This window comes from Pseudomonas tritici, from assembly GCF_014268275.3.
Lineage (GTDB): Bacteria > Pseudomonadota > Gammaproteobacteria > Pseudomonadales > Pseudomonadaceae > Aquipseudomonas > Aquipseudomonas tritici.
In genome coordinates this window covers 5,864,436-5,883,959 of record NZ_CP077084.1, presented here as the reverse complement: position 1 = coordinate 5,883,959, position 19,524 = coordinate 5,864,436, and the positions used below count along the sequence as shown (strand labels likewise).

Here is a 19,524-nt window from a genome sequence, read left to right as displayed (position 1 = left end):
TCACTTTTCACGTTCTTACGAGGTTTGCCATGGCTGATTACAAAGCGCCGCTGCGTGATATGCGCTTCGTCCTCAACGAAGTCTTTGAGGTCGCCGACACGTGGGCCCAATTGCCGGCATTGGCAGACACCGTTGACGCCGAAACCGTGGAGGCCATCCTCGAAGAAGCCGGCAAGGTCACCGCCAAATCCATCGCCCCGCTCAGCCGCGGTGGCGATGAACAAGGTTGCCGCTGGGACAACACCGCGGTGTTTACGCCGGACGGTTTCCCGCAGGCCTACAAAACCTACGCCGAAGGCGGTTGGGTTGGCGTAGGCGGCGACCCTGCCTTCGGTGGCATGGGCATGCCCAAGGCCGTGTCAGCCCAGGTCGAAGAGATGATCAACTCGTCAAGCCTGGCATTCGGTTTGTACCCGATGCTGACCTCCGGCGCCTGCGTGTCGATTGCCACGCACGCCGGCGAAGCACTCAAGGCCGCCTACCTGCCGAAGATGTATTCCGGTGAATGGGCAGGCTCCATGTGCCTGACCGAATCCCATGCCGGTACCGACTTGGGGATGATCCGTACCAAGGCGGAGCCGCAGGCGGACGGTTCCTACAAAGTCAGCGGCACCAAGATCTTTATCACCGGTGGCGAACACGACCTCACCGACAACATCATTCACCTGGTGCTGGCCAAACTGCCGGATGCGCCGGCCGGTCCCAAGGGCATTTCGCTGTTCCTGGTGCCGAAGTTCATGGTGAATGCCGACGGCAGCCTGGGCGCACGCAACCCGGTGAGCTGTGGCTCGATCGAGCATAAGATGGGGATCCAGGCGTCCGCGACCTGTGTGATGAATTTCGACGAAGCCGTGGGTTTTCTGGTGGGCGAACCGAACCGTGGTCTGGCGGCGATGTTCACCATGATGAACTACGAGCGTTTGGGTGTGGGTATCCAGGGCCTGGCATCCGGCGAGCGCTCTTACCAGAATGCCATTGAATACGCGCGTGACCGCCTGCAAAGCCGTGCGCCGACCGGCGCGCAGGCCAAGGACAAAGCGGCTGACCCGATCATCGTGCACCCGGACGTGCGCCGCATGCTGCTGACCATGAAGGCTGCGAATGAAGGCGGGCGTGCCTTCTCCACCTACGTGGCGACGCAACTAGATATCGCCAAGTTCAGCGACGATGCCGCGGCCCGCGAACGTGCGGATAACCTGGTGGCGTTGCTGACCCCAGTGGCCAAGGCGTTCTTGAGCGACCTGGGCCTGGAAACCACGGTGTTCGGCCAGCAGGTGTTTGGCGGCCACGGCTACATTCGCGAGTGGGGCCAGGAGCAACTGGTGCGCGATGTGCGCATCACCCAGATCTACGAAGGCACCAACGGCATCCAGGCGCTGGACCTGATGGGGCGCAAGATCGTCGGCAGCGGCGGGGCGTTCTACACCTTGTTTGCCGATGAGATCCGCGCGTTCATTGCCTCGGCCGGTGCCGAGCTGGCTGAATTCACCACACCGCTGAGCGCGGCGGTGGATAACCTGGATGAACTGACCGCCTGGGTCCTGGATCGCGCCAAGACAGACCCGAATGAAATCGGCGCGGCGTCCGTTGAGTATTTGCATGCATTTGGATACATGGCCTACGCCTATATGTGGGCGCGCATGGCCAAGGCGGCGCTGGGCAAGGAGTCTGAAGAAGACTTCTACGCCAGCAAGATGGGCACTGCGCGCTTCTACTTTGCGCGCCTGTTGCCACGTATCCATTCGCTGAGTGCGTCGGTAAAAGCCGGCAGCGAATCGCTGTTTCTGCTGGATGAAGCCCTGTTCTAAGGGAATGGAGGGCGTGTAAGCATTCTCTTACATGACGTGCTGCTATTCGTCCTCTATCGCCATATTGGATCCACGGATAATCTACTTCACATGGACGTCGCGCAGGAAGCGCAAAGCAACAACACGGACACGTAGGATTCTGCCAGGACGGCGGAGTGAAATGGATGTCAGGGAAACAGTCTGCAAAGCCCCGCTTCGGCGGGGTTTTCTTTTGCCTGCGAAAAAGTCATGCCGGTGCCTGCGGTGCATTCATCACGTCTTCCAGCAAGGTGCGCAGTAACGCCATTGTCGCTTGCTGACGTTGCACGTCGCGACACACCAAGCCCACTTTCAGCGGCACCCTGGGTTCACTCAAGGGTTTCCACAACAGCGACTGGCTGTTGTGTTCGTCCTGGGAACGCCCTGGCAGTACTGTCGCAAGCTTTGTGTGAGGCAAGCTGTCGAGAATCCCCACCATGGTATTGAGCTCGGCCTGCACTTGCGGGCGACGGCCGAGGTTGGCCAGTTGGCCCTGCCAGATCTGCCTCACCTGGAACTCCTCGCCCAGCAGCAACATGGGTAACTCCGCCGCCTGTTTCAGCGAAACCTTCTTGAATTCCCGCAGGGGATGATCCTCCGGGAGGACCACCTTCAATTCGTCTTCATACAACAACACGCCGTGCAACCCCGGCTGGCGGGGCGGCAGGTAGCTGATACCGATGTCCAGCGAACCGTTGAGCAGGCGCCGTTCAATTTCAATCCCGGTCAACTCGTAGATCTGCACCACCAAGTGCGGCTGGGCCTTGCGCACGCGCTCGAGCATCTGCGGCACCAGGCTGGTGTGCACGGTTTGCAGCACACCGATAGCCAACGTGCGCATTGCCTGGCCCTTGAAGTTACGCAACGCCTCGACCGCCTGTTGCAAGCCATCAATCAGCGGCAGGGCATGGTTGTACAGCGTGTGCGCCGCCAGTGTCGGTAATAGCCGCTTGCTGCTGCGCTCGAACAGGCTCACATCGAGGTTCTGTTCCAACTGGCGAATCTGCTGGGACAGTGCCGGTTGGGAGATCGACAGGCGTTCCGCAGCACGGCCTACGTGGCCTTCCTCATACACCGCGACGAAATAACGCAGTTGCTTGAAATCCATAAGGCTTACTTATCGAAAAAGCTGAAAAAACGAAATGGCCGGTGGCCCCCGAGCCGCCTAGTCTAGCGCCTATTCGCAGGGCTTACAGGGCCGGATCGGGCAATGAACAGTGTTTATGTTGATGGCGTTTACATAGGCAAGGCTAACAATCTTCAACCAGGTTACACGGCGAGTACCGACCAAGGTCCGGTTGCCAAAGGGGGTGGCTTGTGAACCTGTTCACTCTGCGCCGCCCCGTGCCGAGCCTGGACGACCTGATCCTCGACGCCCCGCGCGACAGTCTTTCCAGCGCCGCTCTGATGCCCACGGTGGCCCGGCCGCCTCAAGTATTTGTGCGCGGCCAAGGCTCCTGGTTGTGGGACAGCGACGACCGTGCCTATCTGGATTTCAGCCAGGGCAGCGCCGCCAACAGCCTCGGCCACAGCCCGCAAGTGTTGATCAAAGCGCTGGCCGACCAGACTCAGACACTGATCAACCCTGGCAACGGCCTGCACAACCGTGCCCAACTCAACCTCGTCGACCGCCTGTGCCATCGCACCGGCAGCGATCAGGCGTACCTGCTCAACAGTGGTGCGGAAGCCTGCGAAGCCGCGATCAAACTGGCGCGCAAGTGGGGCCAGCTGTATCGCGGCGGTGCCTACCGCATCATCAGCGCCAGCAGTGCCTGTCACGGTCGCAGCTTCGCGGCAATGTCGGCCTCGGCGGGTGCCTTAGAAAACCGTTTCGAACCGCAGTTGCCGGGCTTCAGCCATGTCCCCTTCAACGACTTGCCAGCCCTGCACGCCGCAGTCGACGCGCAAACCGTCGCGATCATGCTCGAGCCGATCCAGGGCGAAGCCGGGGTGATTCCCGCGACGGAGCACTATCTCAAAGGTGTAGAACGTTTGTGTCGCGAACTGGGGATCCTGCTGATTCTCGACGAAGTGCAAACCGGCATTGGCCGCTGCGGCACGTTGCTCGCCGAACAGCAATACGGCGTCCGCGCCGACATCATCACCCTTGGCAAAGGCCTGGGCGGCGGCGTCCCCCTCGCAGCGCTGCTGGCACGCGGCAAAGCGTGCTGTTTTGAAGTGGGCGAGCTGGAAGGCACCCATCATGGCAATGCGCTAATGGCCTCGGCGGGGTTGGCGGTGCTCGATACGGTGCTGCAACACGGTTTTCTGGAGCAAGTGCGTGAGTCCGGCGTCTATCTCGGCGAAGGCCTCGCCCGCCTGGCCTACCGCTACGACCATGGACAACTGCGCGGCGATGGCCTGATGTGGGGGCTGATGTTGTCGGATGATTGCGCAGATGCTGTCGTAAAAGCAGCACTGCACGAAGGGCTGATCCTTAACGCCCCACAACCCAACTGCCTGCGATTCACTCCTGCTTTAACCGTGAGCAAAAGCAACATCGACGAAATGCTCCTGCGTCTGGCCCGCGCCTTCTCCCGCGTGCGCACCGCGCAACTGCAATGCCGCAAGGGCATCGCCGTTTAACCCCCTATTTTCCTGAACCGTCTCGCGGCATACGCGGCGCCTCCGGCCTGATTATTTTGGCTGGGGGCATTTTTTTGGTTCTTCATTTCAAGATGGCTCAACGCCAGAATCCACTGAACCCTCACGAACGCCCAAGGTCGATTAGCTACACGGCTCGCACGAGCCGATTTTTTGGAGCTTACCCATGGACATCATTCGTATCATCATCGCCATTCTGCTGCCGCCACTGGGTGTGTTCCTGCAAGTGGGTCTCGGCGGCGCGTTCTGGCTGAACATCCTGCTGACCCTGTGCGGTTACTTCCCTGGCGTTATCCACGCGGTGTACATCATCGCCAAGCGCTGAGGCCGTCAGCCTTTTGCGATGAGCCGTGAGTTGCGCTCATTGCGAAAGGCCAGCTGCTCGATGGTCTGGGTGGCGTGTTCGGCTTCTTCCCGCGCCTGCAGGATGATGCCGTGCTGATCAGACTTGCTGCACACCGGGTCGGCATTGCTCGCATCCCCCGTGAGCATGAAGGCCTGGCAACGGCATCCGCCAAAGTCCTTTTCCTTTTCATCGCAGGAACGGCACGGCTCGGGCATCCAGTCGTAGCCGCGAAAGCGGTTGAAGCCAAACGAGTCGTACCAGATGTGCTGCATGCTGTGGTCACGCACATTGGGAAATTGCACCGGCATCTGTCGGGCGCCGTGGCAGGGTAGGGCGGTGCCGTCTGGCGTGACTGTCAGAAAGATACTGCCCCAGCCATTCATGCATGCTTTAGGGCGCTCCTCATAGTAATCCGGGGTGACGAAGATCAGCTTGCAGGGGTGGCCTTCGGCTTCCAGCTTGGCGCGGTATTCATTGGTGATGCGTTCGGCGCGCACCAGCTGTTCCCGGGTCGGCAGCAACCCCACACGATTGAGCTGCGCCCAGCCGTAGAACTGGCAGGTGGCGAGTTCGACAAAGTCCGCTTCAAGCGCAATGCACAACTCGATGATGCGGTCGATCTTGTCGATATTGTGCCGATGGGTGACGAAGTTCAGCACCATCGGGTAGCCGTGGGCTTTCACCGCACGGGCCATTTCCAATTTTTGCGCGAAAGCTTTTTTTGAGCCGGCCAGCAGGTTGTTCACCTGTTCGTCGCTGGCCTGGAAACTGATCTGGATATGGTCCAGGCCAGCCTTCTTGAAATCGCTGATCTTCTGCTCGGTCAAGCCGATGCCGGAAGTGATCAGGTTGGTGTAGAAACCCAACTTGCGCGCCTCGGCGATCAGTTCGGCGAGGTCCTGGCGCACCAGCGGCTCACCGCCGGAAAACCCCAGTTGTGCGGCACCCATCTCGCGAGCCTCACGAAACACCTTGATCCACTGCTCGGTACTCAGCTCCTTGCCCTGCTCGGCAAAATCCAGCGGGTTGGAGCAGTACGGGCACTGCAACGGGCAGCGGTAGGTCAGTTCAGCCAGCAGCCACAGCGGCAGGCCGATGGCTGGCTTCTCAGGCAAGGGTGATCCAGTGCTCAGCACGGGCGACCTCCATGAATTGCTCAATGTCTTCGCCGAGCTCGGGCACGCCGGGGAATTGTTTATCCAGCTCGGCGATGATCGCGGCCACGTCGCGCTCGCCGTCGATCAAACCACCAATCAGTGCGGCGCTGTCGTTGAGCTTGATCATGCCCTCGGGATACAGCAGCACATGGCCTTTTTGCGCAGGCTCGTACTGGTAACGATAGCCCTGGCGCCAGGTGGGTTTTTTGCTGCGATCAAAGCTCATAGGGCGATCCCTTTATGCCACACCCGCTGCTCGGTGACGCTGTGATACGGCGGGCGTTTCAGTTCATAGGCCATGCTCATGGCATCCAGCATGCTCCACAGGATGTCCAGTTTGAACTGGAGAATTTCCAGCATGCGCGCTTGGCCTTCACGGGTGGTGTAGTGCTGCAGGGTGATCGCCAAGCCGTGCTCCACGTCGCGCCGGGCCTGGCCCAGGCGGGTGCGGAAATACTCATAACCGGCAGGGTCGATCCACGGGTAATGCTGTGGCCAACTGTCGAGGCGCGACTGGTGGATCTGCGGCGCAAACAGCTCAGTCAATGAACTGCTGGCGGCCTCCTGCCAACTGGCACGGCGGGCGAAGTTGACGTAGGCATCCACCGCAAAACGCACGCCGGGCAACACCAGTTCCTGGGAGCGCAGTTGGTCCGGGTCGAGGCCGACTGCTTGGCCCAGGCGCAGCCAGGCTTCGATACCGCCGTCCTCACCCGGTGCGCCATCGTGGTCGAGCAGGCGCTGGATCCACTCGCGACGGATTTCACGGTCCGGGCAGTTGGCCAGGATCGCGGCGTCCTTCAGCGGGATGTTCACCTGATAGTAGAAACGGTTGGCGACCCAGCCTTGGATCTGCTCGCGAGTGGCGCGCCCTTCATACATCGCCACGTGGTACGGGTGATGGATATGGTAGAAGGCGCCCTTGGCGCGCAGGGCTGCTTCAAATTCGGCGGGCGTTAGCGGTGCGTCAGTCATATTGTCTGCTCCTACAATTCAATGCTCATGCCGTCGTAGGCCACTTCGACATTGCGCCGCACCAATTCCGCTCGCTCGGGGGAGTCTTCATCGAGGATCGGGTTGGTGTTGTTGATATGGATAAGCACCTTGCGCTGCTCGGGCAATTGCTCCAGCACCTCGAGCATGCCACCGGGGCCGTTCTGTGCCAGGTGGCCCATCTCGCGGCCGGTGCGGGTGCCAACACCACGGCGCTGCATTTCATCGTCATCCCACATCGTGCCGTCCACCAACAGGCAGTCGCTGCCGGCCATGATTTCCAGCAGTGGCGCGTCGACCTTGCCCAGCCCTGGGGCGTAGAACAGTTTGCCGCCGGTGCGCAGGTCTTCGACGATCAGGCCGATATTGTCACCGGGGTGGGGGTCGAAACGGTGCGGCGAATAAGGCGGTGCGGCGCTGCGCAGTGGCAGCGGGGTGAAACGCAGGTTGGGGCAGGCCGGGATGCTGAAGCTGGCGTCCAGCTCGATGCGGTTCCAGGCCAGGCCGCCGTTCCAGTGGGTCAGCATGGTGAACAGCGGGAAGCCGGTGCTCAGGTCTTCATGGACCATGTCGGTGCACCACACCTGGTGCGGACAACCCTCGCGCAGGCTCAACAGGCCGGTGGTGTGGTCGATCTGGCTGTCCATCAGGATGATCGCGCTGATGCCGGTGTCACGCAGGCCGCGGCCCGGTTGCATCGGCGCGAAACCCTGGAGTTGCGCGCGGATATCCGGCGAGGCATTGCACAGCACCCAGTTCACGCCATCGTCGGAGATCGCAATGGATGACTGGGTACGCGCTTGCGCCCGCAGGCTGCCATCGCGGAAACCAGCGCAGTTCACGCAGTTGCAGTTCCACTGCGGGAAACCACCGCCGGCGGCGGAACCTAAGATCTGGACAAACATGGTCGCTCCATCAAGCTCAAAACAAAAACGCCCCGGGCGAACCGAGGCGTTGTATTACCCAGCGGATTAACGGCTGGCGAAGTACATGGTGACTTCGAAACCGATGCGCAGATCAGTGTAAGCAGGTTTGGACCAAGTCATGTTCTTACTCCTACGAAGGGATGGGACGTTCACTACCAAGTAATACATATAGTCCACCTCCAGTCGGAGATGTTCAGAGGTGTGCGTGGGAATGTTACGCAATTATTTTCAAGTTAGCGCTGTCTTGGTGGAAAAAGCCTTTTGCAGGGGCGGCAATGATCAGTCTGCCGCTTGCCAGGTCGCCGAGATGCGCGCGCCGTTGGCGACGCAGCGCCAGCCGCCTGTGGCGTCGTTCAATTGCTGGGCGGCGTGCTGCAGCATTTCGCGGGAACAGGCTTGGATCCTGGATTGAAGCTGCTCCAGGTAACCCGACGAATGGCCAGCCAGATGGGCATGCCAGAGCAGGTCGGCAGCCTGAGCGTTGGGCAGTGCCTGGGCTGAAAACTGTTGCGCCAGATCCAGGTTGCCGAGGTCGTCGCAGCCATTGATCAGTGCTGGCAGTTGCGCCAGGAAGGTTTGCAGGTGATCTGCGATGCCTTCCAGGGAAACGCTGGGGGACTGTACGCCGAATAGCAGGGCGGTCTGGCCGTTTATCTGTCGGATGCCGCTGAACACGGCGTAGCCGATTTGCAGTTCTACCCGCAGCTTTTGGTAGAACGGCCCTTGGAGCAGATGGCCGAGCAGTCGCCACGCGGCTTCGTCTGCCAGGGATTGGCTGGGTGTTGGGCAAAACAACAGCAACGCAGCTTCGTCAGAGCCGATTTTCACCTCATGCCACACGCGTTGACCGCTGAGGGACGGGAGTACTTGATCGAGGCTCGCAGGCTGCCCTGGCAAGCGGGCCGCTGCTGTTTTGATTGCGGATTCATACGTCGCGGGGAAACCCATCCCCAGGCCTTTCCAACGTGCGGTGGCCCACGATTCAGAACGAGGAGTGCTGGCGGAGCAGCAAGCGGGCAGGGCCTTTAGCAACTCTCGAATGGCGATCATCGGCGGTGAGGCAGGTTGCGCCTCTTGCGGTTGAGTCAGACTCTGCGCCAAAACCTCCAGCACGGCGGGTATGGGTTCCAGCAGCCCTATCATTTTTACCAGCGCGTCATTGCCCAGGCTTTCGAACGACAATTCGACACCCGCCTGACGCGCATTTTCACACAACGCCTGCAATGCGCTCTCCAGGCCGGTGGGGGCCGACTGCCATTGCACATACAGGGCACCTTCACCACTGTCGTCCGCCAGCGCCTGGCTGAAGTTCAATGCCGACACCTCCCGACGCCCGCGGGAGCGATCCTGGGCGAAGGTGCGCAACCCCCGGTGGGCGCTGGTCTGGCCGCGAATCAGGCCGGCGCGTTCTTCCTTGACTGATGGTCGTAGGAACGGGTTGTTCGGCGGCAGTTGCCAAGTGTGCGCGGAAGGTGGCAGGCGCAGCGAATCAAGCATGGCCTTGAGGGCGACGACATCCTGTTCCGAAAGCGCCTGGCTGTCGTGTCTGGCCAATGCCAGCGCGCCTTGGACCTGTTGTTGACGAACGGCCAACAGCGCGAACTCTTCCCGTAGTGAAGTCCAATCGCTCTGTGCGAAAAAGCTCAGCCAATCGTGCAGCAACGCCTCTATCTGCGTAGCCGACTTATCTTGGGCGCTAAGCGTGAAGTCGATATCCAGCACAGCTTGCCCGGCGAAGTGATAAAGCACCGACGCCTGCAGTGCTCTCGCCAGTTGCCGCGCTTTCAGTTCAGCCAGCAATCCGCCGGGGGCCGAGGCATTCAGCCAGGCACAGAGAAAATCCAGTGCTTCACGCGGCGCGTCACACGTGATGACGTGGTGCAGGTGGTCATTGGCGATGTGCTGATAGCTGCGCGCTTCACCCTGCATCAAAGCCGGTGGCGCAGATTGTGGGCGTAGAGGTCCTGAGGTCAGTTGTTCACTGAACTGCTGTGCCAGGCATTGCAGTTCATCCAGCGACAGTGGGCCGGCCAAGCTCAGCGTCATCTGCCCGCTCTGATAGAAATGCGCGTGGAATTCCCGCAATGCCTGCTGGAATGCCTCACGCTCCACCGGCAAGCTGTCACGGTTGCCTGCATGAAAACCCCGCAGCGGATGGTCCGCGGCCAGGCCTTCCAGCAACGCGATCTGCTGCTGCGCCCCTGCATCCTGGGACCAGGCGACGAACTCGGCATGCAGCACCTCGCGCTCGCGCAGTTGATCCTCCAGCGCCAGGCGTGGATGGGACAGCATGTCGGCCAAGCGCTCCAGGCCACTGGTAAACGTTGACGCCGGCAGCTCAAAGAAGAACGCCGTGGAGCGCTCACGGGTGCTCGCATTGACTTGGCCCCCATGACGTTGCACGTAGGCTATCAACCCTTCGTTCGTGGGAAAATGCTCGGTACCGAGAAACAACAAATGTTCCAGAAAGTGCGCCAACCCCGGCCACGCTAACGGCACGTCATGGCTGCCAGCTGACACCTGCAGGACGGCGGCGCAACGCTTCAAACGCTTCGCATGACGCAAGGAGACCCGCAAGCCATTGGCCAGGGTCAGGTGAAGGTGATGAAGGTGGGCCGGCGCAGGCATGGGCACTTCCGAAACGAGGGAAGCGCCTATGCTAACAAACCCGTTGAGTCAGGGCTTGTACAGCGCGCCGTACAACTCGGGGCGGCGATCTTGCAGATAGTGATTGGCAGCGCGCGCATTGATGATCGATTGGCGCTCCAGCGTACCGACAATCAAGGCTTCATCCAGGCCAGCCTGGGCTATACGCTCGCCGTTCGGTGCCGCGATGCTGCTTTGCCCGCAGTACTGGATCTCGCCTTCGTGCCCGCAGTAATTGGCGTAGGCCACATAACATTGGTTCTCGAAGGCCCGCGCCCGCACGGTGACATCGGCCACAAAGTCGAACGGCACCATATTGGCGGTGGGCACCAGTATCAACTCGGCACCAGCAAGGGCCAGGCGCCGGGTGTTTTCCGGGAACTCCAGGTCGTAGCAGATCAGGAAGCCGAGCTTCCACCCATTCAATTCCACCAGCGGGAAATCGTCGTCGCCGGCACTGAACATCGAGTGGTCCAAATCGCCAAACAGATGCGTCTTGCGGTAGTTGCACAGGCGCTGGCCGTGGGCGTCGATCAACTGCACGGCGTTGTAGATCTGGCCGTCCTCGGCACGTTCCGGGTAACCGTACAAGATTGCCAGCCCGGCGGCTTTGGCCAGTTCGGCAATCGCCTGTGCGGACGGCCCGTCTTGCGCTTCAGCTAACGCGCCCACCGCTTCAGCGCCGATGTTGTAGCCGCTGAGAAACATCTCCGGCAGCACCAGTACATCGGCGCCGGACGCTTCATGCGCCAGTTGGTGCAGGCGCTTGAGGTTGCCGGCCACGTCCAGCGGCAGTGGTGGGCATTGGTACAGGGCAACGCGCATGCTCAGCTCCTTATTCGGCCAGGGCGATCGGCCCGATTTCGTCGAACACATCACCCGGCCCTGGGTTCTCCGGATGAGTACTGCCGCCGAAGTGGGTCATGATGCCCCATACCGCGTTCAATGAGGTTTGCACTGCGCCTTCGACCCAGGCCGGGGTCCAGGAAACGTCGTCACCTGCGATAAAAATCCCACGTTGCTCGGCGGGCATGTCCTTCTGCATGAAGTGCGCATACATACGCTGGTTATAGCGATAGTGGCCGGGCAATGCACCTTTGAAGGCACCGAGGAAATGCGGGTCGGCTTCCCAGGACACCGTGATCGGGTCGCCGATGATGCGCGCCTTGATGTCGACTTTCGGGTAGATCTTGTTCAGCGCGTCGAGGGCCAGTTTCACGCGTTTATCGATGGGCTGCGGCAGCATCTTCAGCGCATCGCTCATCCACGAGTAAGACAGGCAAATCACACCCGGCTTATCGTCACCATTGTCGAACAGATAAGTGCCACGGGTCAGGCGATCCGTGAGGGTCATGCTCATCAGGTCGCGGCCGGTTTCCGGGTCTTTGTCTTTCCAGAACGGGCGGTCAACCATCACGAAAGTTTTTGATGACTGCATGTAGCGGGTGCGGTCCAGGGCCATCCACATCTTTTGCGAGAACAGGGTTTCGTCGCATTCGATCTGGGTGGTCAGCAGCCAGCTTTGGCACGTGGTGAGCACGGCGGCGTATTCGCGGGTGTCACCGTAATTGTCGGTGACGGCAAAGCGGCCATCGGCGGCGTGTGCGATGCGTTTCACCCCGGCCCGCGGCGCACCACGGTGCAACGAACTGAGGCTGGTGCCGGCCGGCCAGTGGGCGCAACGCTCTGGCACATGACGCCAAATGCCCATCGGCACCTGGGCCACGCCGCCGACGACCAAGTGTTGGTGATCGTCGCAGTTGGTCATCACCACGCGGAAGATTTCCAGCATCGAGTTGGGGAAGTCCGAATCCCAGCCGCCAGTGCCGAAACCGACCTGGCCGAATACTTCGCGATGGTGAAACGACAACTTGGCGAAAGCCTTGGAAGTGGCAACGAAGTCGTAGAAGGTGCGGTCGTCCCACAGTGGTACCAGCTTATTCCAAAGCGCTTTGAGGCGTGGCACGTCACGGTCGCGGATGGCTTGCTGGATATCGCCGAACTGCGAGCCGGCTTCCAAGGCGTCGGCCCAGGCGTCGGCGACTTCTTGAAACAGTGCAGGAAGATCGGACAGTTTTTGTGCGTAGTGAGTCTGGCCTTCCAGGTCAATCACCGTGCTGCCGGAGGCTGGGGTCAGCGGGTTGGGGAAGGGTTTGGTTTCCAGGCCGAGTTTGTCCACGTAGTGGTAGAACGCGGTGGACGACACCGGGAAGCGCATGCCACCCAGCTCGGCGATGATGCCTTCGGCGCCTTCGAAGGCTTGGGAGCGCAGGCGGCCGCCCATTTTCGAAGCTTCATACACCACCGGCTTGAGACCCAGTTTCATCAGTTCGTAGGCGGCAACCAGGCCAGCGATCCCTGCGCCGACGATCGCCACTTCGGCGCCATGGTTGGCGACGGGAATGCTGCCCAGGCCGGCCGGGTGCTCGATCCAGTCATCAAAGGCAAACGGAAAATCCGGGCCAAAGATGGTGATGGGTTTCTTACCGTCTGCAGGGTGGCGATTGGTCTTGCTGATGGTGCTGGACGGAATGCTCATGGCTGACCTTACTGGCGACTGGGCGGACGTGGCCCGCTGAGTATAGGAAAAGATGGCAGCCAGTTTAGGGAGCGTAGCGTTCGTTAATAAGACGCAAAGTGTCGTCGGATTGGATTGTTTTTAGTCATAATGACGAAGTTGGTGGTCAAATTGGCTGTCCGCGATCCAATTTGTTACTCAAGATGATTGAGGTCGTGGTTTTCTCCACGCCGTCCACACTGCCGATCTGGTCGAGTAATTGGTCCAACTGCTCCGGCGAGTCAGTGCGAAGCCAGGCCACGTAATCGAACTCGCCACTGACCGCGCACAATTGTTGCACCTGCGCCATGGCACTCAGCCTGCGTAACACTTCTTTACCCGAGCGTGCCTGCACGGTGATGCCAACATACGCCTGCAAACCACCATCCACCACCCGCTGGCCGAGACGCACACCATAACCGGTGATCACCTGGGTTTTCTCCAGGCGCGCCAGGCGCGACGTTACCGTGGTGCGCGCGATGCCGAGCTGCCGGGCAAGCATGGCCACGCTTTCGCGCGCGTTGATTTGCAGGGCGGCTATTAGCTGGCGGTCGATTTCATCTAGGGCGGGCAAGGGGGGGGCTCCGATAAGGGCGGCGATGGGAGCATATTACAGTCTTCCAGACACACAAAAGCCGCGCATTGCGCGGCTTTCTAGTTTGGTGGGCCCAGTAGGACTCGAACCTACGACCAAGGGATTATGAGTCCCCTGCTCTAACCAACTGAGCTATAGGCCCTCAGTAGGTCGCGGATTATAGCGATGGTTTCCCCGCTGTGCTATCCGAAAAATCCTCAATGCTCATACGAAGAAAAGTCGCGGCAAAAAGCTCGGGCGGTAGCGGCAGGCTGACGATGTAGCCTTGCATCTGTTCGCAGCCTTCGGCAGCCAGGAAGGCTTGCTGTGCGGGGTTCTCCACGCCTTCGGCGATGATGGTGAATTGCATGCTGTGGCCCAGGGCGATAATGGCGCGCACGATCGCTGCGTCGTGGGGGTCGTCGGGCAGGCCGCGGACGAAGGATTGATCGATCTTGAGGAAGTCCAGCGGCAGGCGTTTGAGGTAGCTGAGGGATGAATAGCCGGTGCCAAAATCATCGATGGCCAGTTGTACGCCCAAGTCTTTGAGCTGGTGCAGTACCTCCAGCGCTTCTTCGGCCTGGCTCATGATGAAGTTCTCGGTGATCTCCAGTTGCAGGCAGCCTGGGTCGAGCCGGTAGTCGCGCAATAGCTGTTCGATGCGAGCCAGCAAGCCGGGGTGACGCAGTTGGGCGCCGGCCAGGTTGACCGACAGGGGGCCGAATTCGTCGAAAGTGCCTTGCCAGGCATGCATTTGTCGGCAGGCCTGTTCCAGCACCCAGTCACCGATCTGCAGGATCATGCCGTTCTCTTCGGCGAGGGCAATGAAGTGTTCGGGCGGCACGTCGCCAAAGGTGGGATGGCGCCAGCGGATCAGCGCTTCGGCGCCGATCAGTGCTTGAGTATTCAGGCTCAGTTTTGGCTGGTAGTACAGGGTCAGTTCATCGCGCTCGATGGCGCGGCGCAGTTCATGTTCGAGTGCCACGCGTTCGTTGGCCTGCGCAGTCAGGTCGCGGGTATAGCTTTCGACCCGGTTACGTCCCTTGGCCTTGGAGCGGTACATCGCAGCGTCGGCATTTTTGACCAGCGTCGCGACGTCGGTACCGTCCTGCGGGTACAGGCTGGTGCCGATGCTGGCGCTGATGAAGAACTCGTGTTCACCTGCCTGGAAGGGTGGGGTGAAGCAGGCCAGCAGTTTATTGGCCAGGTATTGGGCATCGCTGGGGTGCTGCAAGCCGGGGAGCAGGATGATGAATTCGTCGCCGCCCAGGCGAGCAACGGTGTCGATGTCGCGCAGTTGTTCCTTGAGGCGCACCGCGATGTCCTTGAGCAGCAAGTCGCCGATCGGGTGGCCGAGGCTGTCGTTGATGTGTTTGAAGCGGTCCAGATCGAGAAACAGTACGGCGCCCTGTTTGCCGGTTTCTTGATGCCCATTGAGGGCGGCCTGCAGTCGGTTTTCGAACAAAGTGCGGTTGGGCAGGCCGGTCAATGGATCGTGATGCGCCTGGTAATCTAGGCGGGCCTGGGCCAGTTTGAGGCTGGAGATGTCGGCAAACACCGCGACGAAGTGCGTGATCAACTGATCGCGATTACGCACTGCGCTGATCGTCAGCCAGCTGGGGTACAGCTCGCCGTTCTTGCGTCGGTTGGAGATCTCGCCCTGCCAATGCCCTTGAGTTGTCAGTTGGTGCCACATCGCCGCGTAGAAGGCGCTGTCATGCAGGCCGGAGGCGAGCAGGCGCGGCGTATGGCCAAGGGCTTCGGCCTCGCTGTAGCCGGTTATCTCGGTGAAGGCGCGGTTGACGGCGCTGATGTTCTGCCGGATATCAGTGATCAAGACGCCTTCGGCCGTGCTCTCGAACACCGTGGCGGCCTGTTGCAGTTTTTCCTGCATCAGTTGGCGTTCGGTGATGTCCCGCGCAATGGTCAGCATGCAGTCGTCGTCGCCGATAGGCAGCGGGCGGCTGGACAATTCGCACAGGCGAATCTGCCCATCGTTGCGACGAATATGGCAGATGAAATCACGCACAAAGCCATCGCGCTGCATCAGTTCCAGCATGTGTTTGCGTTCGTTGAGGTCGACCCAGATGCCCAGGTCCAGGGTTGATTGGTCGAGGGATGTTGCGCTAGTGAACCCCGTGATTCGGCTGAAACCATCGTTCACTTCAATCAACAGTCCATCATGCTGTCGGCTCAGCAGCAAGCCGTCGGGGGAGGCGTGGAAGGCCTTGGCGAATTTCTCTTCGGAGGTTTGCAGTTGTTGCTGGGTTTCCTTGAGTTGAGTGATGTCTCGCACCGCCACCACGATGGCCTCGGTGGTGTCCAATTGGAACGGCTCGGCGGAAATCAGCCCGGTGAAGGCTTGGCCATTGCTGCGCAGAAAGGGCATTTCGAGATTGCGGATGCTGGTGGTCTGCACCTGTTGCAGCAGGTCGGGGCCGACACCCTGGATGCCCCAGATATTCAGTTCGGTGGCGGTTTTGCCGACGACCTGTTGCGCCGTCAGGCCAATCTGGTCTTCGAACGCCTTGTTCACCTCCAGCAAGCAGCCATCAGACAGCCGTGCGATCACTAGCATGTCTGGGCATTGCTGGAACACCGAGGCAAATTTTTGCTCGGACAGTTGCAAGGCTTCTTCAGTGCGCTTGGCCTCGCTGATATCGATCATCAAGCCGCGCAGTACGGGCTCATGGCCGTGCTCAATCAGGCTGACGATGTCGCGCACCCATAAGCAGCGCCCGTCGGCGGTGATCACCCGGTAGTCGATGCTGTGGTCGCGATTGGCGCGGGTTTCCCGGTAGCAGTAGGCCTCGGTGCGGGTCAGGTCGGCGGGGTGAATGATGTTGCGCCAGAACCCCGGGATCAGCCAGTGGGCACGCGGATAACCCAGTAATTCCTCCGCGTGGGGCGAAACATAGCTGTAGGTGAAATCGGTGATACTGGCTTCCCAGGCGATGGCGGACAGGCTTTCCACCAAGCCGCGGTAGTGATATTCGCTGCTGCGCAGTTCCTGTTCGAGGGCGCCGCGGCGGGAAATTTCCGAACTGAGCCGGCGGTTGATCCGAATCACCACGGCCAGCACGGTACTCAGCAACAGTACCGCAGGCAGGCCGTAAGTCAGCAGATCCCTCCAGAAGGTGCGGTGATCGGTAAGGCTGCCAACCCAATGTTGTTGGATCGCATCGGTTTCTTCCGGGCTGAGGTCGGCCAGTACCTTATCGAGGATGCCCACCAGTACTTTGTTGTCGCGCGGTACGCCCATCGCCAGTTGGTAGCGGTAGGGCGTTTCACCGCTGACGTACAAACCGTCGAGCTTGAGTTGGCGCAGGTTCCAGACACTTGAGGCCAGGTCGCCGACCACCGCATCCACCTCATCGGTGGCCAAGGCTTGCAGGGTCGAGCTGACATTCGGCATGGCCACCAGATTGAGGTCGGGATGGTGGGTGCGGAGCAACTCATGGGGCGCGTAGTTTTCCACCACGGCAATCTTCAATCCGTAGAGGTCCTTAAGGGTGCGTGGTTTCGCGCCGCCTTCGTGGGCCAGGATGACGATGGGGAAATCAAGGTACGGGCGGGTAAACGCCATGTAGCTCTGGCGTTCCGGCGTGGACATGATGCCAGGCAGCAGGTCGATTTGGTTGTTCCGGGCCAGCTCCAGCACGGCGCCCCAGTTCGCCGGCTCGATCAACTTGACTCGCACGCCGAGGCGATCCTGGATCAGGCGCACGTAATCCGCCGCCAGGCCTTGGTAGCGGCCATCTTCGTCACGGTATTCAAAGGGTGGCCATGACGCGTCCACTCCCAGGCGCAACTCCTGATGGTCCGCCAGCCAGCCGCGCTCATCATCGCTGAGACTCAACGCGCCAGCCGTTGCGGTCCAGGTCAGCAGCCACAGTAAAAACACAGCCGGCAGTCTGGGCATAACGGTCTCGTTATGGCACGGGGAATGTTTCGAGTGTAGACGGGCATTACGGGGGGAGGGGTGTTGCGGAAGGTTTTATCGATACAAAACAAAACCCCCGGCCTGGGCCGGGGGTTCTGGTATCACTCGTCGAGGAAGGAGCGTAGATGCTCGCTTCGCGTCGGGTGGCGCAACTTGCGCAGCGCCTTGGCTTCGATCTGACGGATCCGTTCACGGGTCACGTCAAACTGCTTACCGACTTCCTCAAGGGTGTGGTCGGTATTCATGTCGATGCCGAAACGCATGCGCAGTACCTTGGCTTCACGAGCAGTGAGGCCGGAGAGTACGTCACGAGTCGCTTCTTTAAGGCTCTCAACGGTGGCGACATCGATTGGCGACTGCATAGTCGAGTCTTCGATGAAGTCACCCAGATGGGAGTCTTCGTCATCACCAATCGGCGTTTCCATGGAGATCGGCTCTTTAGCGATCTTCAATACCTTGCGGATTTTGTCCTCAGGCATTTCCATGCGTTCGCCCAGCTCTTCCGGGGTCGGTTCACGACCCATTTCCTGCAACATCTGCCGGGAAATGCGGTTCAGCTTGTTGATGGTCTCGATCATGTGCACCGGAATACGGATGGTGCGGGCCTGGTCGGCGATCGAGCGAGTGATCGCCTGACGGATCCACCAGGTGGCATAAGTCGAGAATTTGTAGCCACGACGGTATTCAAACTTGTCCACAGCCTTCATCAAGCCGATGTTGCCTTCCTGGATCAAGTCGAGGAATTGCAGGCCACGGTTGGTGTACTTCTTGGCGATGGAAATCACCAGACGCAAGTTCGCTTCGACCATCTCTTTCTTCGCGCGGCGGGCCTTGGCCTCACCGATCGACATGCGACGGTTGATGTCCTTGATCTCGGCAATCGTCAGACCGGTTTCGGTCTGCAGTGCGATCAGCTTTTGCTGGCAGCGAATGATGTCCGGCTGCAGGCGACCAATGGCTTCGGCGTATTTGCCTTTGCCTTTGGCGAGGCCGTCGGACCAGCTTTCGTCAACTTCGTTGCCCGGGAACTGGCGCAGGAAGTCGGCACGCGGCATGCGCGCATCACGGACACAGAGCTGCATGATCGCACGCTCTTGTGCACGCAGACGCTCAAGGGCACTGCGAACACGCTCAACCAGGCCTTCGAATTGCTTCGGTACCAGCTTGATCGGCATGAACAGTTCGGCCAGCGCCACCAGCTCGGCAATGACCAGCTTATTGCCGCGACCGTGCTTTTTCAGCGCCTTGCGGGTGATTTCCATTTGATCGGAAACCGCACCGAAACGCTGGGCAGCCACGATCGGATCCGGACCGCTTTCAACTTCATCTTCGTCGTCGCTGCTGGCTTCAGCATCGTCGTCTTCGGAATCGTCGTCGGCTTTCACCGCTTTCGGGTCGACAGGCGGCGGCACTTCGGCGGCAGGCGGCGCAATGCCGTCGTCCGGGTCGATGTAGCCACTCAGCACGTCGGACAGGCGACCACCTTCGGTGGTGACGCGGGTGTACTCGGAGAGAATATGGTCAACCGTGCCAGGGAAGTGCGCGATTGCGCCCATCACTTCACGGATGCCCTCTTCGATACGCTTGGCGATTTCGATTTCGCCTTCGCGTGTCAGCAGCTCGACGGTACCCATTTCACGCATATACATGCGCACAGGGTCGGTGGTACGACCGATATCGGTCTCCACAGCAGCCAGCGCGGCAGCAGCTTCTTCAGCTGCAGCCTCGTCGGTATCGGCGTCCGCCAGCATAAGAGAATCCTTATCTGGCGCAGCTTCGAATACGTTGATCCCCATGTCGTTAATCATGCGGATGATGTCTTCCACCTGCTCTGGATCTGAAATATCCTCAGGCAGGTGGTCGTTGACCTCCGCGTAAGTCAGGTAACCCTGCTCACGACCGAGAACGATCAACTCTTTGATACGAGACTGCTGTTGCGCTTTTCCGGACAT

The 19,524-nt window shown here is 60.2% G+C and carries 15 protein-coding genes and 1 tRNA gene; 3 read left to right on the top strand and 13 right to left on the bottom strand.

Annotation, left to right across the window (positions count from 1 at the left end; translation table 11 throughout):
* The first annotated feature begins 29 nt into the window (after nt 1-29).
* On the top strand, nt 30-1,808 hold the full coding sequence (locus HU722_RS27050; protein WP_065891376.1) for an acyl-CoA dehydrogenase C-terminal domain-containing protein: 1,779 nt from the start codon (nt 30-32) through the stop codon (nt 1,806-1,808).
* A gap of 226 nt (nt 1,809-2,034) precedes the next feature.
* Here HU722_RS27050 and HU722_RS27045 read toward each other — a convergent pair whose 3' ends face one another.
* Complete coding sequence (locus tag HU722_RS27045; RefSeq protein WP_065871809.1) at nt 2,035-2,934, bottom strand: LysR family transcriptional regulator; 900 nt, start codon at nt 2,932-2,934, stop codon at nt 2,035-2,037.
* Nucleotides 2,935-3,143: 209 nt separating this feature from the next.
* Here HU722_RS27045 and HU722_RS27040 point away from each other — a divergent pair, with 209 nt between their 5' ends.
* Together HU722_RS27040 and HU722_RS27035 are read left to right on the top strand one after the other, a co-directional pair.
* The gene (locus HU722_RS27040; protein WP_065871808.1) at nt 3,144-4,412 is read left to right on the top strand and encodes an aspartate aminotransferase family protein; all 1,269 of its coding nucleotides are present in this window, start codon (nt 3,144-3,146) and stop codon (nt 4,410-4,412) included.
* A gap of 184 nt (nt 4,413-4,596) precedes the next feature.
* Entirely contained in the window at nt 4,597-4,755 is a 159-nt protein-coding gene (locus HU722_RS27035; protein ID WP_049711246.1) for a YqaE/Pmp3 family membrane protein, read from the top strand.
* A gap of 5 nt (nt 4,756-4,760) precedes the next feature.
* On the opposite strand, the gene pqqE is transcribed toward HU722_RS27035, so the two are convergent.
* The 12 genes from pqqE to rpoD all read right to left on the bottom strand — a co-directional run bounded on the left by pqqE (nt 4,761) and on the right by rpoD (nt 19,524).
* On the bottom strand, nt 4,761-5,891 hold the full coding sequence (gene pqqE / locus HU722_RS27030) for a pyrroloquinoline quinone biosynthesis protein PqqE (protein ID WP_065871807.1): 1,131 nt from the start codon (nt 5,889-5,891) through the stop codon (nt 4,761-4,763).
* Nucleotides 5,884-6,159, bottom strand: a complete 276-nt coding sequence (gene pqqD, locus HU722_RS27025; RefSeq protein WP_046069808.1) for a pyrroloquinoline quinone biosynthesis peptide chaperone PqqD — start codon at nt 6,157-6,159, stop codon at nt 5,884-5,886. Before pqqD ends, pqqE begins: the two co-directional genes overlap by 8 nt.
* The gene (gene pqqC, locus HU722_RS27020) at nt 6,156-6,908 is read right to left on the bottom strand and encodes a pyrroloquinoline-quinone synthase PqqC (RefSeq protein WP_065871806.1); all 753 of its coding nucleotides are present in this window, start codon (nt 6,906-6,908) and stop codon (nt 6,156-6,158) included. The genes pqqD and pqqC overlap by 4 nt, the downstream gene beginning before the upstream one ends.
* Nucleotides 6,909-6,919: 11 nt before the next feature.
* Complete coding sequence (gene pqqB / locus HU722_RS27015) at nt 6,920-7,831, bottom strand: pyrroloquinoline quinone biosynthesis protein PqqB (RefSeq protein ID WP_065871805.1); 912 nt, start codon at nt 7,829-7,831, stop codon at nt 6,920-6,922.
* A gap of 66 nt (nt 7,832-7,897) precedes the next feature.
* Nucleotides 7,898-7,972 (bottom strand): pyrroloquinoline quinone precursor peptide PqqA, encoded by a 75-nt coding sequence (gene pqqA / locus HU722_RS27010; protein WP_003194766.1) that lies wholly within the window; start codon nt 7,970-7,972, stop codon nt 7,898-7,900.
* Between the two features lie 159 nt (nt 7,973-8,131).
* Nucleotides 8,132-10,480 (bottom strand): pyrroloquinoline quinone biosynthesis protein PqqF, encoded by a 2,349-nt coding sequence (gene pqqF / locus HU722_RS27005; protein WP_065891377.1) that lies wholly within the window; start codon nt 10,478-10,480, stop codon nt 8,132-8,134.
* 48 nt (nt 10,481-10,528) lie between these two features.
* Nucleotides 10,529-11,323, bottom strand: a complete 795-nt coding sequence (locus HU722_RS27000) for a carbon-nitrogen hydrolase family protein (protein WP_065880137.1) — start codon at nt 11,321-11,323, stop codon at nt 10,529-10,531.
* Nucleotides 11,324-11,333: 10 nt separating this feature from the next.
* Entirely contained in the window at nt 11,334-13,016 is a 1,683-nt protein-coding gene (locus HU722_RS26995) for a flavin monoamine oxidase family protein (RefSeq protein ID WP_065871979.1), read from the bottom strand.
* Nucleotides 13,017-13,182: 166 nt separating this feature from the next.
* On the bottom strand, nt 13,183-13,629 hold the full coding sequence (locus HU722_RS26990; RefSeq protein ID WP_010206997.1) for an Lrp/AsnC family transcriptional regulator: 447 nt from the start codon (nt 13,627-13,629) through the stop codon (nt 13,183-13,185).
* A gap of 86 nt (nt 13,630-13,715) precedes the next feature.
* A tRNA-Ile gene (locus HU722_RS26985) sits at nt 13,716-13,792 on the bottom strand.
* Between the two features lie 15 nt (nt 13,793-13,807).
* A complete protein-coding gene (locus HU722_RS26980) occupies nt 13,808-17,551 on the bottom strand; it encodes a bifunctional diguanylate cyclase/phosphodiesterase (RefSeq protein WP_065891378.1) in 3,744 nt (1,247 codons plus the stop codon).
* 122 nt (nt 17,552-17,673) lie between these two features.
* Nucleotides 17,674-19,524, bottom strand: a complete 1,851-nt coding sequence (gene rpoD, locus HU722_RS26975) for an RNA polymerase sigma factor RpoD (protein ID WP_065871800.1) — start codon at nt 19,522-19,524, stop codon at nt 17,674-17,676.

Excerpts from the sequence above, each read along its gene's own strand:
- HU722_RS27050 (WP_065891376.1), top strand. The coding sequence starts at position 30 with ATGGCTGATTACAAAGCGCCGCTGCGTGATATGCGCTTCGTCCTCAAC.
- HU722_RS27045 (WP_065871809.1), bottom strand. The coding sequence starts at position 2,934 with ATGGATTTCAAGCAACTGCGTTATTTCGTCGCGGTGTATGAGGAAGGC.
- HU722_RS27035 (WP_049711246.1), top strand. The coding sequence starts at position 4,597 with ATGGACATCATTCGTATCATCATCGCCATTCTGCTGCCGCCACTGGGT.
- pqqD (WP_046069808.1), bottom strand. The coding sequence starts at position 6,159 with ATGAGCTTTGATCGCAGCAAAAAACCCACCTGGCGCCAGGGCTATCGT.
- pqqC (WP_065871806.1), bottom strand. The coding sequence starts at position 6,908 with ATGACTGACGCACCGCTAACGCCCGCCGAATTTGAAGCAGCCCTGCGC.
- pqqB (WP_065871805.1), bottom strand. The coding sequence starts at position 7,831 with ATGTTTGTCCAGATCTTAGGTTCCGCCGCCGGCGGTGGTTTCCCGCAG.
- pqqF (WP_065891377.1), bottom strand. The coding sequence starts at position 10,480 with ATGCCTGCGCCGGCCCACCTTCATCACCTTCACCTGACCCTGGCCAAT.
- HU722_RS27000 (WP_065880137.1), bottom strand. The coding sequence starts at position 11,323 with ATGCGCGTTGCCCTGTACCAATGCCCACCACTGCCGCTGGACGTGGCC.
- HU722_RS26980 (WP_065891378.1), bottom strand. The coding sequence starts at position 17,551 with ATGCCCAGACTGCCGGCTGTGTTTTTACTGTGGCTGCTGACCTGGACC.
- rpoD (WP_065871800.1), bottom strand. The coding sequence starts at position 19,524 with ATGTCCGGAAAAGCGCAACAGCAGTCTCGTATCAAAGAGTTGATCGTT.